The organism is Nonomuraea sp. ZG12 (assembly GCF_052068115.1).
Lineage (GTDB): Bacteria > Actinomycetota > Actinomycetes > Streptosporangiales > Streptosporangiaceae > Nonomuraea.
The window spans coordinates 101,219-115,147 of sequence record NZ_JBQHCW010000004.1 but is presented as its reverse complement, the minus strand read 5'-3'; the positions used below and the strand labels follow the sequence as shown (position 1 = coordinate 115,147).

Annotated in this window: 11 protein-coding genes; 10 read left to right on the top strand and 1 reads right to left on the bottom strand. The window is 70.8% G+C overall.

Features of this window, described 5'->3' with window-relative positions:
* Position 1 precedes the first annotated feature (1 nt).
* The 6 genes from ACTMTF_RS14795 (at position 2) to ACTMTF_RS14770 (ending at position 8,441) form a co-directional block, all read left to right on the top strand.
* On the top strand, positions 2-2,032 hold the full coding sequence (locus ACTMTF_RS14795) for a hydantoinase/oxoprolinase family protein (protein WP_441111129.1): 2,031 nt from the start codon (positions 2-4) through the stop codon (positions 2,030-2,032).
* A 73-nt stretch (positions 2,033-2,105) separates the two neighbouring features.
* Positions 2,106-4,028 carry a hydantoinase B/oxoprolinase family protein gene (locus ACTMTF_RS14790; protein WP_441111128.1) on the top strand — a complete coding sequence of 641 codons (1,923 nt, stop codon included), beginning with the start codon at positions 2,106-2,108 and terminating at the stop codon, positions 4,026-4,028.
* Positions 4,029-4,601: 573 nt separating this feature from the next.
* Positions 4,602-5,486: a Gfo/Idh/MocA family protein gene (locus ACTMTF_RS14785; protein WP_441111127.1), complete on the top strand. Its 885-nt coding sequence runs from the start codon at positions 4,602-4,604 to the stop codon at positions 5,484-5,486.
* A gap of 58 nt (positions 5,487-5,544) precedes the next feature.
* Positions 5,545-6,216: a hypothetical protein gene (locus tag ACTMTF_RS14780; RefSeq protein ID WP_441111126.1), complete on the top strand. Its 672-nt coding sequence runs from the start codon at positions 5,545-5,547 to the stop codon at positions 6,214-6,216.
* A gap of 130 nt (positions 6,217-6,346) precedes the next feature.
* Positions 6,347-7,354 (top strand): NAD-dependent epimerase/dehydratase family protein, encoded by a 1,008-nt coding sequence (locus tag ACTMTF_RS14775; RefSeq protein WP_441111125.1) that lies wholly within the window; start codon positions 6,347-6,349, stop codon positions 7,352-7,354.
* 13 nt (positions 7,355-7,367) lie between these two features.
* On the top strand, positions 7,368-8,441 hold the full coding sequence (locus ACTMTF_RS14770) for a dihydrodipicolinate synthase family protein (protein ID WP_441111124.1): 1,074 nt from the start codon (positions 7,368-7,370) through the stop codon (positions 8,439-8,441).
* A 19-nt stretch (positions 8,442-8,460) separates the two neighbouring features.
* Here ACTMTF_RS14770 and ACTMTF_RS14765 read toward each other — a convergent pair whose 3' ends face one another.
* On the bottom strand, positions 8,461-9,666 hold the full coding sequence (locus tag ACTMTF_RS14765; RefSeq protein WP_397002462.1) for a hypothetical protein: 1,206 nt from the start codon (positions 9,664-9,666) through the stop codon (positions 8,461-8,463).
* Positions 9,667-9,724: 58 nt separating this feature from the next.
* On the opposite strand from ACTMTF_RS14765, the gene ACTMTF_RS14760 reads away from it, so the two are divergent.
* From ACTMTF_RS14760 to ACTMTF_RS14745, 4 genes are all read left to right on the top strand, one after another.
* Entirely contained in the window at positions 9,725-10,876 is a 1,152-nt protein-coding gene (locus ACTMTF_RS14760) for a DegT/DnrJ/EryC1/StrS family aminotransferase (RefSeq protein ID WP_441111123.1), read from the top strand.
* 86 nt (positions 10,877-10,962) lie between these two features.
* The gene (locus ACTMTF_RS14755; RefSeq protein ID WP_441111122.1) at positions 10,963-12,207 is read left to right on the top strand and encodes an extracellular solute-binding protein; all 1,245 of its coding nucleotides are present in this window, start codon (positions 10,963-10,965) and stop codon (positions 12,205-12,207) included.
* Positions 12,208-12,232: 25 nt separating this feature from the next.
* A complete protein-coding gene (locus ACTMTF_RS14750) occupies positions 12,233-13,099 on the top strand; it encodes a carbohydrate ABC transporter permease (protein ID WP_397002456.1) in 867 nt (288 codons plus the stop codon).
* Positions 13,096-13,923, top strand: coding sequence for a carbohydrate ABC transporter permease (locus tag ACTMTF_RS14745; RefSeq protein ID WP_441111121.1), 828 nt, complete (start codon positions 13,096-13,098; stop codon positions 13,921-13,923). Before ACTMTF_RS14750 ends, ACTMTF_RS14745 begins: the two co-directional genes overlap by 4 nt.
* Positions 13,924-13,929: the final 6 nt, after the last annotated feature.

The following is a 13,929-nucleotide window of genomic DNA, read 5'->3' as shown; positions in this document are numbered from 1 at the left end:
CATGCGAAGCGTCCGTATTGGAGTCGACACCGGCGGCACGTTCACCGATGTGGTGGCCGTGGACGAGCAGACCGGTGAGATCGTCACGACCAAGACCCCTTCCACCCCCGCCAACCCGGCCGACGGGTTCGTCACCGGCCTCGGCAAGCTGGGCGAGCATCTGGGCGAGCACCTGGGAGAGCACAACGTCTCCTCGATCGTGCACGGCACCACCGTGGCCACGAACCAGCTGCTCGAAGAGCGCATCGCCGACCTAGGGCTGATCACCACCGAGGGCTTCGAGTTCATCCTGGAGATCGGCAGGCAGAGCGTCCCCGACGGTTACGGCAACTCCTACTTCTGGGTCAAGCCGCCGCGGATCGTGCCGGTGCACCTGGTGCGGACCGTCGGCGGCCGGCTCGACCACCTGGGCGCCGAGGTCCGGCCGTTTCCCGAGGAGCAGGCGGTCGAGGTGGCCCGCTGGTTCCGTACCAGAGGCGTCACCACGATCGGCGTCTGCTTCCTGCACTCCTACGCCAACCCCGACCACGAGCGGCGGATGCGGGAGGTGCTGGCGCGCGAGCACCCCGAGGCGGTCGTCTCGATCTCCAGCGACGTGCTGCGTGAATACCGCGAGTACGAGCGCGCCGTCACCACGCTGGTCGACGCGGCGGTCAAGCCCGGCATGCGCCGGTACATCGCCAACCTGTCGAGCCGCCTGGGCCGGACGTTCTCGGTGATGAAGTCCAACGGCGGCGTGCTGTCGGCCCGTGAGGTCGTCAACCAGCCCATCACCACCGTGCTGTCGGGGCCGGCGGCGGGCGCGCTCGGCGCGGCGCTGATCGCCGACACCGCCGGCCACCCGTCGGTGATCACGCTGGACGGCGGCGGCACCTCCACGGACGTGGCGGTGGTGATCGACGGCGAGCCGTCCATCACCACCGAGGGCGCGGTCGGCCGCTACCCCTGCAAGATCCCGATGATCGACATCGTCACCGTGGGAGCGGGCGGCGGCTCGGTCGCGTGGATCTCGCCGGAGGGCACGCTCAAGGTCGGCCCCCGCTCGGCGGGCGCCGACCCCGGCCCCCTCTGCTACCGCAGGGGCGGCACCGAGGTGACCGTCACCGACGCGCACGTCTACCTCGGCCGCATCCCGCCGCACCTGCTCGGCGGCGAGATCCCGCTCGACGCCGACGCCGCCCGGACGGGCATCGAGGCGCTGGCCGACAAGCTCGGGCTCACCCCCGAGCGCACCGCGACGGGCATCCTGGAGATCAGCGCGTTCAACCAGAGCAACGCGATCCGCCGGCTCACCGTCAAGCGCGGCCTGGACGTACGGGACTTCCCGCTGGTGACGTTCGGCGGCTCGGGGCCGCTGCTGGCCTGCCGCCTCATCGACATCCTCGGCCTGCCCGCGGTGATCGTCCCGCCCGAGCCGGGGAACGTGTCGGCGTTCGGCCTGCTCACCGTGGACGTCAAGAACGACTACGTCCGTACGCACGTCACCCGCGAGCTGGAGCTGGACACGACGGCGCGGCTGTTCGCCGAGCTGGAGGCCGAGGCGGCCGAGGCGCTCGACCGCGAGGGCTTCGACCAGCCGGTCCACGTCCGCAGCGCCGACCTGCGCTACTACGGGCAGGCGTACGAGGTCCGCGTCCCCGCCCCGGCCGGGCCGATCGACGAGGGCTGGCGGAAGGAGGTGGTGAGCCGCTTCCACGACGCCCACGAGAAGCTGTACGGCTACGCCTACCGCGACGATCAGCGCCACGGCGTCGAATGGGTCAACTTCCGCGTCTCGGGCATCGGGCCCATCACCCGGCCGGCCATCCGGCGCAGCCCGTACCAGAAGGTCGAGCCCGTGGCGGCGGCCAGGAAGGTGCACTTCGAGGAGCGGCACGACACGCCGATCCACCAGCGCGCCGCGCTGGAACCCGGCGCCGTCGTCGAGGGGCCCGCGGTCATCGAGGAGTACGGCTCCACCATCCCCATCCACCCCGGTTTCACCGCCGAGGTGGACGAGTACGGCAACGTGGAGGTGCGGCGTGAACGGTGAGGCTCCGGTGAACGACTCAGAGGCACCCCCCGAATCGGCGGCGGCCTCAGAAACGGCCCCGCAGGTGGACCCAGTGGACCCGCACGTGGACGCGGGCGTCGACGCGCCCACGGACCAGCTCGCGGACCCGCACGTGGATGCGCGGACGGATCCGCGTGCGGGGGGTGTGAGCGGTCGTGGGGTGAAGGCTGCGGACCCGATTCTGGTGGAGATCGTCGAGGGCACCCTCGCCTCGGTGGAGAAGGAGGTCGAGACCGCCATCGCGCGCACGGCCCGCTCGCCGATGATCCGCGACGCGCACGACTTCCGCGCGGGCATCCACGACGTACGGCTGCGCAAGCTGACCGGCCGGTCCTACAGCGCGCTCGTCCAGCCGATCGTCCGCGACTTCCCCGTCGAGACGATGAAGCCGGGCGACGTCTACTTCCACAACGACGTCTACCTGTCCGAGGGCGGCATCGGCCACCTGCCCGACCTGTGCGTCACCGTCCCGGTCTTCCACCAGGGCGAGGTGGTGGCGTTCGTGCAGGCGTTCGGCCACCACGACGACATCGGCGGCTCCGTGCCGGGCTCGATGCCCTCGCACGCCCGGTCGGTGTTCGAGGAGGGGCTGATGGTCCCGCCGATCAAGCTGTGGGACGAGGGCGTGCCGAACGAGACGGCGCTGCGCATCATGACGCGCAACTCCCGGATGCCGGACTCGCTCGCCGGGGACCTCGACGCCGAGTGCTCGGCGTGCCTGATGGGCGCCCGCCGTCTGAGCGAGCTGTTCGACAGGTACGGCAGGGCCGCCGTCGAGGAGTGCTTCGACACGATCATCGACAAGACCACCGAGACGTTCCGCAGGGAACTGCTGGCCAAGATCCCCGAGGGCGTCTACACCTGGGAGGACTACGCCGAGCACGACGGCGTCGACGAGCCCCGCCTGCACGCGCAGCGCATCACGCTCACCGTCGACCACGCGGCCGACGCACCGCTGACGATCGACTTCACCGGCACGTCACCGCAGGCCAAGGGGCCGATCAACCACGCGGGCGACTACGCCGACGGTGTCTTTCTGAAGAAGTGGCTGGCGCCCATCCTGCGCAACCTGGCCGACTCGCCGGAGCGCATGGCCGAGCTCGACGTCAACGAGGGGGTCGTACCTCTCATCAAGATGATATTTCCGGAGAAGGGCACTCTGCTCACCCCGATCTTCCCCGCCCCCACCAACGCCCGCACCTTCGTCATCCTCCGCCTGCTGGGCGTCCTGGCGGGCGTGCTCGCCAAGGCCACGGGCGGCCGGATGCCCGCCGACCAGGAGACCATCCGCTACACCGGCGTGCACGGCGTCGACGCCGACGGGCAGCCGTACCTGATGAGAGAGGTCCTCGGCGGCGGCTCCGGCGGGCGCTGGTACGCCGACGGCGAGGACACCATCCACGTGGTGCCGGACTCCCGCAACATCCCGGTCGAGTTCGCCGAGGCCCGCTGGCCGTTCCGGGTGGAGCGGCTCGCGCTGGCCTGCGACTCGGGCGGCCCCGGCATGTTCCGGGGCGGCCTCGGCTACGACAAGCACATCCGCATGCTGCGGGACGCGTCGTACATGTCCATCGCCGACCGTTCCATCCTGTCCTGCTGGGGCGTCAACGGCGGTCTGGCCGGCCGTCCGTTCCGGGTGGAGATCGCGGGCAAGGAGATGGAAGGCCTGGTGGACGACCACCCGGTGCAGGCGGGCGAGATCATCCGCATCCGCACCACGGGAGGCGGCGGCTGGGGCTCCCCCTACGACCGCGATCCGCGCGCGGTGGCGGCCGACGTCCGCGACGGCAAGGTCTCGATCGCGGGCGCCCTCGGCGACTACGGCGTGGTCCTGGACGGCGACCGCATCGACGAACAGGGCACCGCCGAACTCCGCGCCAACCTCCGCCCCACCACCGACCGCTTCTTCGACCGAGGCCCCGGCTACGCCAGACTCTCAGGCGGCCGCACCTCCGCCGAGGTGGACGAAATGTGAAGAGGTTATCACTGTACGTGAAAGGCGGGGCTGGCATGATTCCTCGTGAACCCCCCCCGTTCTCCGCTTACGTCGGACGAGTCCATGCGGTTCTCGCATGGTTTCGACCTGATGGCCGCCGTGCTGGTTTCTCCGGTACGGGCAGAGTGTCACAGGGCCGCGCTGCGAGCGCTGCTTCTGCGGCGCCAGCGACGACTGCACTGGCGTGATGAGAACCACAAGCGCAGGAGTGCCATCATCGAGGCCGTCGCTGCCCTGCGACCGTCCGCTTGCGTGGCCGTCGGCACTGGGCTCGATCCCAAGCGTCAGGAGAGGGCGCGGCGCAAGTGCTTGGAGCATCTGCTGTGGGTGCCGGTGTCGAGATGACCTACGTCGTGGTCGACTGAGCCTGGGCAGCGCACAGCCCGGGCTCCTGTCGTCCGGCAGTCCACCCGGGCTCACTTCCACTCCCATCAGCGATGGGCGGCAGCACAATCGTACCCGGCCGAGCACTCAGTGTCACCCCGAACGGTGGTTCGACGGGGGCTGTCATGATGGTCTGCGTTTCCGCCGCTGATCTGAATGGAGGACGCCGTGCGCATCGTTCTCGCCGGTCTCGCCACCAGCCATCCGTACACCGACGCCCGGACGCTGGCCCGGCATGCCGAGCTGGTGGTGTGGGAGCGTGACGCGGAGCGGTTGCGGCGGTTCGTCGCCGAGTATCCGCGGGCGCGGGTGGCGGACAGTCTCGCGGGGGCGCTGGACACCGGGCCCGACGGGGTGGTGCTGACGGTGCCGAACCCGCAGGTGCCGGAGGCGCTGGGCGAGGTGCTGAAGACCGGGGTGGCGTGCTTCGTGAACAAGCCCGCCGCCGCGACGCGGGAGCAGTTGGCGGGACTCGACCGGCTGCCGATCCACGAGCGGGTGATGTCGGCCTCGGTGCTGCGGTTCGCGCCGGCCTTCGCCGGGGTGGAGGTCGATCCGGCCGGCGTGCTGTCCGTGCGCGCGACCGTACGGCATGACGTGGGGCTCTGGGCGACCGGCTACAACGCCTGGCAGGACACTCCCGCCGAGGGTGGCGGGACCATGGTGACCATGGGCGTGCACGGGGTGGAGCTGCTGGTGGCGCTGCTCGGGCCGGACGTGCGGCTGGTGGGTGCGGCCGGGGCCACCAGGCACTACGACACGCTCAGGTCCGAGGACACCGGGGTGCTGGCCCTGCAGTGGGGGAGCGGGATCACCGGGGTGGTCGAGATCGTCGGCGTGTCCGAGGGCGAGTCGTACGGCGTCACCGTGCATAGGCGCGGCGGGTCCGAGCGCATCGTGATCGAGGGCGGGGACGATCCGGTGCTCGGGCTGGGATACGCCGGGACGATCGAGGCGTTCCTGCGGATGGTGGACGGCGCGCCGAGCCCGGTGCCGTGGGAGCAGACCCGGGCCATCCTCGGGGTCCTCGTCTCCGCCCGCGAGGCCGCCTGAACCTTTGCCTTCCCGGCGGCGTCACATTACCCGACACCACCGGGAACGGGGAGATCCGATGATGACGAGCAAGGCACTCCAGGCAGTGACAGGGGGCGCGGTCGCGGCGGCGGTCGTCCTGGGTGGGGGGACGGTCGCGTCCGCCGGCACCGCGTGGGCGATACCGGCGAACTTCCTGCTGCACGAGAAGACGGCCCGCGAGCCGGTGAAGTACCCGGGCGAGGAGGAGTGGACCATCAGCGAGAGCCGGACCCGCACCCTCCTGGTCAATCCTTGTGACCTCAAGCCCGCACGCGACAAGGGGCGGCGCGACAAGGGGCGCGAACCGGTGGCGATGCGGACGGTCGGCTACACCGCGCCCGAGCACTTCTCCGGTGAGCAGGTGGTCGTCTACCGCTCCAGCGCCGCCGCCAAGGCCGCGATGGCGAGCCTGCGCGGCCAGGTGAAGCGGTGCGCCCGCGACGCGGACGGCGAGTTCGTCACCCGCGCCTACGCCACTCCGGTGCGCATCGGTGACGAGGCCTTCCGCTTCGCGAGCCAGAACTACCACGGCGCCAAGCCCGCCATCGGCGGCGAACGGGCGGTCGTGGTCCGCAAGGCCCGCGCGGTGGCCATCTACGCCGTGTCGGGCGAGTACGGCAGCATCCGCTCCAGTGACTATGCCAAGCAGCTCAAGGAGGCCGCGAAGATGGCCGCCAAGCTCTGCTCCCTGCCCGTGACGGGCTGCTGACCCAGGCCCGTTACTCTCTCGCCGGTCGTGCGGGCACGGCCGGCGAGGGCCGCCTCTCCCTGGTCACGTTGACAGGCGCCATCTGACCAAGTTACGGTCTGGACCGTAAATGACAGATGGAGGAGGCCGGGTGCGGACCACAGCGGAACTCGAGGAGCGGCTGGCGCGACCGAGCGCCGGGCTGGTGAGCGATCTCGCCGGGCTGGACGGGGACATCATGATCCTCGGCGCCGGCGGCAAGCTGGGCCCGAGCCTGGTGCGGCTGGCGCTGAACGCCGCCGGGCGCGACCGCCGGATCATCGCGGTGTCCCGCTTCTCCGAGCCGGGGCTCGCCGACGCGCTCCGGGACGCGGGCGCGACCGTGGTGCGCGCGGACGTGGCCGACGAGCGGGCCCTGCGCGAGCTGCCCGACGCGCCGAACGTGGTGTTCCTGGTCGGCGCGAAGTTCGGCACCCAGGGGCGCGAGCACGCCACCTGGTTCACCAACGCCTACCTGCCGGGCCGGGTCGCCGACCGGTTCAAGGGCAGCCGGATCGCCGCCCTGTCGACCGGGAACGTCTATCCCCTGGTCCCGGTCACCAGCGGCGGCAGCACCGAGAACGACCCGACCGGCCCCGTCGGCGACTACGCGATGAGCTGCCTCGGCAGGGAGCGGGTGCTGACGCACTTCGCCGAGACCTACGGCACCCGCCTGTCGCTGATCCGCCTCAACTACGCCGTCGAGCTGCGCTACGGCGTGCTGGTCGACCTGGCGCAGAAGATCCTGGCCGGGCAGCCGATCGACCTGACGACGGGCCAGGTCAACGTGGTGTGGCAGGGGTACGCGAACGAGGTCGCCCTCCGCTCGCTGCTGCTCGCCGACACGCCGCCGTACGTGCTCAACGTCACGGGCCCCGAGTTGCTCTCGGTCCGTCAGGCGGCCCTGGCGCTCGGCGCCGAGCTGGGCGTGCAGCCGGTGTTCAGCGGCGAGGAGGCGCCGACGGCGCTGCTGTCGAACGCCGCGAAGTGCCACCGGCTGTTCGGCTATCCGGACATCACGCCCCAGGAGCTGATCGAGCACACCGCCGGCTGGGTGGCCGGCGGCGGGCCGTCGCTGGGCAAGCCGACCAAGTTCGAACGCCGTGACGGCAGTTTCTGACGGACAGCTTTTCATGATGAGGGGGACGAACGTGCTCAGCACGGTTCCAGAGGCGCAGATGTCGGTGCGTGACCTGTTCAGGCGTGGCCTGGTGATTCCGGCCCATCCGCTGGCCCTGACAGCGGACAGGAAGCTGGACGAGCGCCGCCAGCGGGCCCTGACCCGCTACTACGTGGACGCCGGGGCCGGCGGGCTGGCGGTGGGGGTGCACACCACGCAGTTCGCCATCCACGGCACCGGGCTGCTGCCTCCGGTGCTCGAACTGGCCGCTGAGACGGCCCGGGAGTTCGAGCGCGAGGTGGTGCTCGTGGCGGGCGCCACCGGGACCACCGCCCAGGCGGTGGCGGAGGCCGAGCTGGCCAGGTCGCTCGGCTATCACATGGTGCTGCTGAGCCCGTACCGCGAGCTGGACGAGGACGGACTGGTCGAGCGGGCCCGCGCGGTGGGCGAGGTGCTGCCGGTGATCGGCTTCTACCTGCAGCCCGCGGTGGGCGGCCGGCCCTTGTCACGAGATTTCTGGACTCGTCTGGCGGGAATCGAGTCGGTGGTCGGCATCAAGGTCGCCCCCTTCGACCGCTACCGCACGCTCGACGTCCTGCACGGCGTGGTGCGCGCGGGCCGGACCGCCGAGGTCGCCCTCTACACGGGCAACGACGACCACATCCTGGCGGACCTCATCACGCCGCACCGGGTGGTGGTGGACGGGCGCGAGGTGGAGGTGGAGTTCGTCGGCGGCCTGCTGGGTCAGTGGGCGGTCTGGGTGCGGCGCGCGGTGGAGCTCCTGGAGGAGGCCAAGCTGGCCCGCGCCGGCGACGACGCGGCGGTCCGGCGCCTGCTCAGCCTGGACGGCCACCTGACGGACGCGAACTCGGCCATCTTCGACACGGCCAACGACTTCCACGGGTGCATCCCCGGCATCCACGAGGTGCTGCGCCGCCAGGGCCTGCTGGCCGGCCGCTGGTGCCTGGACCCGGCGGAGGAGCTCTCCCCGGGGCAGCTCGCCGAGATCGACCGCGTCTGGGCGGCCTACCCCTGGCTCCGCGACGACGAGTTCGTCGCCGAGGGCCTGGACCGCTGGCTGTCCTGAACCGACGGTGAGCAGCGGATCAGAGCGTGAGCCGGTAGAGGGTGAGGGGGCGGCCGCTGGAGCCGCTGGTGAGGTTGCCGGTGCGCTCGGCCAGCCCGGCGAGCTCCAGGCGGTGCAGCATGCGGCGCGCGGTGCGCTGCTGGACGGCGAGGCGGTCGGCGATCTCGCGGGTGGTCAGCGGCTCGTCGCCGACGGCGGCCCGGGCCTCCAGGAGCTTCTCCAGGGTGGGCAGCGACAGGCCCACCCGGCGGGCGATGACCGAGAGGTTCTGCTCGGCCGCCGAGCCGGTGGGCACCGACTCCAGGACGATGTCGGTGTCGGCGCGCAGCGACAGGACCGCGGCGACGTCGCCGATGCGGCGGGCGCGGGCCAGGGCGCGGCGGGCCAGGCTCTCCGCCTCCGCGGCGCTGCGGCCCAGGCCGAATCCGACGCGCACCACCTGGTTCTGGACCGCAAGACGGGCCAGCATGGGCAGGCCGGTGAAGCCGACGGAGGCGTCGTACAGCGGGCCACGGGTCGTGACCAGCAGGTGCGTGCCGCCGCGGAAGGCGGCGACGGTGCCGCCCAGCGCGGTGGCCTCGCGCAGCAGGCCGTCGTCGTTCTCCACCTCGATCAGGCCGAGCGCGATCTGCGCGTCCTCCTGGGCCTGCCCCTCGGCGGTGAGCAGGAGCTGGCGCAGCGCGACCCGCACGGAGTGCACCGAGGGGGCCAGGCGCAGCACGTGCGGGCCGTCGCGGAGCGCCTCGTGCGCGGAGCTCAGGCAGGTGATCACCGGGTGCTGGGGGCCGCGGCGGTGGAAGGCGACCGCCTTCGCCGAGGTCATCTCCGGCCGGTAGGGCAGGATGCGCAGGTCCTGGGTGGGCAGCCCCGCTTCGGCGAACGTGGCCGTCACGTCGGCGGCCGACAGCGTGTCGATCGACAGGCGGGTCACGTCCTGCCCCTGGTGCTGGAGCCGGACCAGGGCGCTGAGCAGCGTCGCGCCCGTATAGTCGACGAACGCTGCGGGGCGGGTCAGCACGTCGGCGTCGCGGGAGAGCATGTACGGCACGATGCCGGTGAAGAGCCAGCCCTCGACGGCGGTGGCGTGCGCCTCCACGATCGCGGGCGCCTGCGCCTCGTGGTCGTAGTCGAGCCGCAGCGTGCTGACGCCCGGCTGCTCCTCGCAGGTGGCCGCGACCTGGTCGACCAGATCATGCGGACCGACGACACCGATGACGATTGCCACCCACGCCTCCTATCGCTTAATACGGTCAAGACCGCAATTATATCCTGTGAGGTACTCAGTGAAGTTCCCGTCCATGGCCGAGGCCGCGGGCCGCACGCTCGGCGACGAAGAGGTGGCCGCCGCGGAGCGGGTGATCCGCTCCGGCATGCTCAACTCCGTCTGGGGGACCGAGGCGCGCTCGCTCGAACGCGAGGTCGCGGAGTTGTACGGCGTGCGCCATGCGGTCGCGTGCAGCTCCGGCACCGCTGCCCTCCATCTTGCGGTCGTGGCCGCGGCGCCGGACCCCGGAGACGAGATCATCACGACGCCGATCACGGACTTCGGGACTGTGGCCCCCATCTTGGCGCAGAACGCCGTTCCTGTCTTCGCCGATGTGGATCCCTCGGACGGCAATCTCGATCCCGACGCCGTCGAGAAGCTGATCGGGCCGCGTACCCGGGCGATCATGGCAGTGCATCTGTTCGGGGCCGCGGCCAGGGTGGCGGAGCTGCGCGCGCTGGCCGACCGGCACGGCCTGGCCCTCATCGAGGACTGCGCCCAGGCCTGGCTCACGGAGCTTCCCACGGGGAGCCTGGCCGGGACTGCAGGCGACGTCGCCTGCCTGAGCCTGCAGCAGTGGAAGCACATCACCTGCGGTGACGGCGGCCTGGCGCTGACCGACGACGACGAGCTGGCCAGGAGGATGCGGCTGTTCTCGGACAAGGGCTGGGACCGCGCGGCCGGCCGCTCGTACGTCGCCTTCGGCCTGAACTACCGGATGACCGAGCTCCAGGCCGCCGTCGCGCGGGCCCAGCTCGCCAAGCTGCCCGAGGTGGTCGCGGCCCGCCGCCGCACCGCCCTGCGGCTCCTGGAGGCCCTGGAGGGACTGCCAGGGGTACGGCTTCCCCGGCCGCAGGGGCACTCCTGGTGGCTGTTCCCACTGGTGCTGCCCGGGGGCGGCGCCCCGGAGCTGGCCGAACGGCTGCGGGAGGCCGGGATCCCGGCCCGCGCCGGCTATCTGGAGCAGCCGCTGAACCGCGCCCCCGTATGGGACGCGCCGGTGTACGGAGCCTCCCACTACCCTCTGGAGGGCTACGCCCCCCGGTCGTGCCCGGAGGCCGAGCGGATGGTCGCCGGGACACTGCTGATCATCGACTGGAACGAGAACTACACCCCCGACCACGCCGACCTCGTGGCCCGCGAACTGACGAAGTTCCGGCCTCGGCCGTAGTCACGGTCAGGTATCAGGCATTGACCGCGCCAACATGGCGTTACTAGGTTTCGGTCAGGACCGGTATTCATCGAAGGGATCCCGCCATGAAGAAGATAACGGCAGTCGGCGTCGCGGCCGCGCTGAGCGTCGCCGCCGCCGGGTGCGGATCGGACAGCGGTTCGGACAAGAGCGCCGTGACCCTGTGGATGTACCCCGTGATCAGCGACCAGGCCAAGAGCCAGGAGTTCTGGGCCAAGGTGGAGAAGGACTTCGAGACGAAGAACCCCACCGTCGACGTCACCATCGACCAGCAGCCCTGGGAGGGCCGCCAGGAGAAGGTCACCACGGCGCTGGTCTCGAAGAAGGGCTTCGACCTGGTCGTGCTCGGCCCCGACCAGATCCCGCAGTACGCCCAGCAGGGCACCATCGAGCCGGTCGACGACGTCGTGGCCCCCGCCAAGGCCGCCTACCTGCCGAACTCCCTCACCGCCCTCACCGTCGACGGCAAGCTCTACGGCGTCCCCATCTACCAGACGATCACCGCCCCCATCTACAACAAGAAGCTGTTCGCCGACGCGGGCGTGGACAAGGCGCCCGAGACGCTGGCCGAGCTCAAGGCCGCCGCCCCCAAGCTGGCCGCCGACAAGGTCGCGATCCTCGACTACCCGGGCAAGCCCGAGGTCAGCCTGAACCAGAGCTTCTACCCGTTCCTGTGGGCCAACGGCGGCACCGTCTTCACCCCCGACGGCAAGGGCGTGGCCTTCAACGGCCCCGAGGGCGTCGCGAGCCTGCAGCTCCTGCTCGACCTCCAGGCCGCCGGCGGCCTGCCGGAGAACGCCCCCAGCAAGGGCAACGACATCGAGGGCGGCGCGCTGGCCGCCGGCAAGACCGCCATGTACCACGCGGCCACCGCCCTGCAGGCCGACCAGCTCGGCGCCGCCATCGGCGCGGAGAACGTGGGCATCGGCCTGCCGCTGGAGGGCGCCAAGCGGGTCGCGTTCGGCATCCCGGGCGGGCTCGTGCTGGCCAAGCACACCGAGAACAAGGACGCGGCCAAGAAGTTCGCCACCTTCCTCGCCTCGCCCGAGGTCGCCGGCGAGCTGGCCAAGGTGTCCGGCTTCTTCCCGGCCCGCACCGACGTGACGGTGCCGGACCAGTCGGCGGCGGCCAAGGAGTTCGCCAAGTCCCTCCCGTACGCCTTCCCCGGCGACACCCACCCCAAGGCCCGTCAGGTCATGGGCCTCATCGCCCCGCACATCCAGGCGGCCCTGCTCGGCAAGGAAGACGCCAAGACGGCCCTGGACGCGGCGGCCAAGGAGGCCACCACGCTGCTCGGCAGCGGTGGCTGAGCAGGACCTGCGAGAAAGGAAAACCGTGCGCCATCGCTTGCGTGACCCGGTCGCCGGGTTGCTGTTCGTGCTCCCCATGCTCGTCCTCTTCCTGATCTTCCGGATCTTCCCCTCACTGGGGGCGGCGGGCATGAGCCTGACCGACTGGAACATCGGCGGCGAGTGGAGCTTCATCGGCGCGGACAACTACACCAGGCTGCTCGACGATGTGAACTTCTGGATCAGCCTCCGGGTCACGCTGGTGTACGCCGCGATCTACGTACCGCTCACCGTCGTGGTGTCGCTCGGCACGGCGCTGCTGCTCAACCAGGTGGTCTTCATGCGCGGGCTGTTCCGCGGCATGCTGTTCCTGCCGTACGTCACCAGCTTCGTGCTGGCGGGCGTCATCTGGCGCTGGATCTACGAGTTCGACGGGTTGATCAACGGCCTGCTGGCCCATGCGGGTCTCGGCTCGGTGGCGTTCCTGCAGCAGACCTCGGTGGTGCTGCCCGCGCTGGCCGTGGTGTCGGTGTGGAAGGGGTTCGGCTACTCGATGCTGATCCTGCTCGCCGGCATCAAGTCCATCCCCGCCTCCTACCTGGAGGCGGCCACGGTCGACGGGGCGGGCGCCTGGCAGCGCTTCCGGAGGATCACCTTGCCGCTGCTCAAGCCCACGCTCTTCTTCGTGCTGGTGATCGAGACGATCAGCGCCTTCCAGGTCTTCGACACGATCTACGTGATGACCGGCGGCGGCCCCGCCAGGGCCAGCTACTCGCTCATCTACGGCATCTACGACCACGGCTTCCGTTCCTTCGACTTCGGTTACGCCGCCACCTGGGGCATGGTGCTGTTCGCGATCGTGCTGGTCGTGTCGCTGATCCAGCGCCGCTTCCTGGGACGGGGGGAGGTGTGACGGCGACCGCGCCGCGCGCGCGGCGCCGGGTCAGGTGGCCACTCGTCGCCCTGCTGGCCTTGCTGTCGGTGCTGACCGTCAGCCCGTTCGCGGCCATGGTGATCGTGGCGCTCACGCCCGCGGGCAAGCCGACCGTGCCCGCCCAGTGGCCCGACTCGCTCACCCTCGACAACCTGACCAGGGTGCTGTCGTCGTCCGGGTTCGTGGACTGGACCCTCAACTCGGTCGTCTACTCGGTCGTCTCGGTGGTGGTCATCCTGCTCACCGCGTCGATGGCCGGCTACGCGTTCGCCAAGAAGCGCTTCCCCGGCCGCGACGCGATGTTCTGGACGTTCCTGGCCACCATGATGGTGCCGTTCCAGGCGACGCTCATCCCCACGTTCGTGATGGTCAACGGCCTCGACGGGGTGGACACGTTCTGGGGCCTGATCGTGCCGACGCTGGCCAACGCGCAGGCGGTGTTCCTGATGCGGCAGTTCATCCTGGGCCTGCCGGATGAGCTGTTCGACGCGGCCAAGGTCGACGGCGCCTCCGAGCTGCGGGTCTACCTGACGATCGTGGTGCCGCTGACCCGGCCGATCATGGCCACGCTGGGCGTGTTCGTGTTCCTGTGGCACTGGAACGACTTCCTCTGGCCGCTGGTCGTGGGCCAGAGCGACGCCACCAGGACCCTGACGGTCGGGCTGACCACGCTGCGCACCGAGGAGACGCAGCTGTCCCTGCTGATGGCTTCGGCGACCATCTCGGTGGTCCCGTGTCTGCTGGTGTTCTTCCTGCTGCAGCGCTATCTGGTCAACAGCATCGCGATGACCGGGTTCAAATAGGCTCTG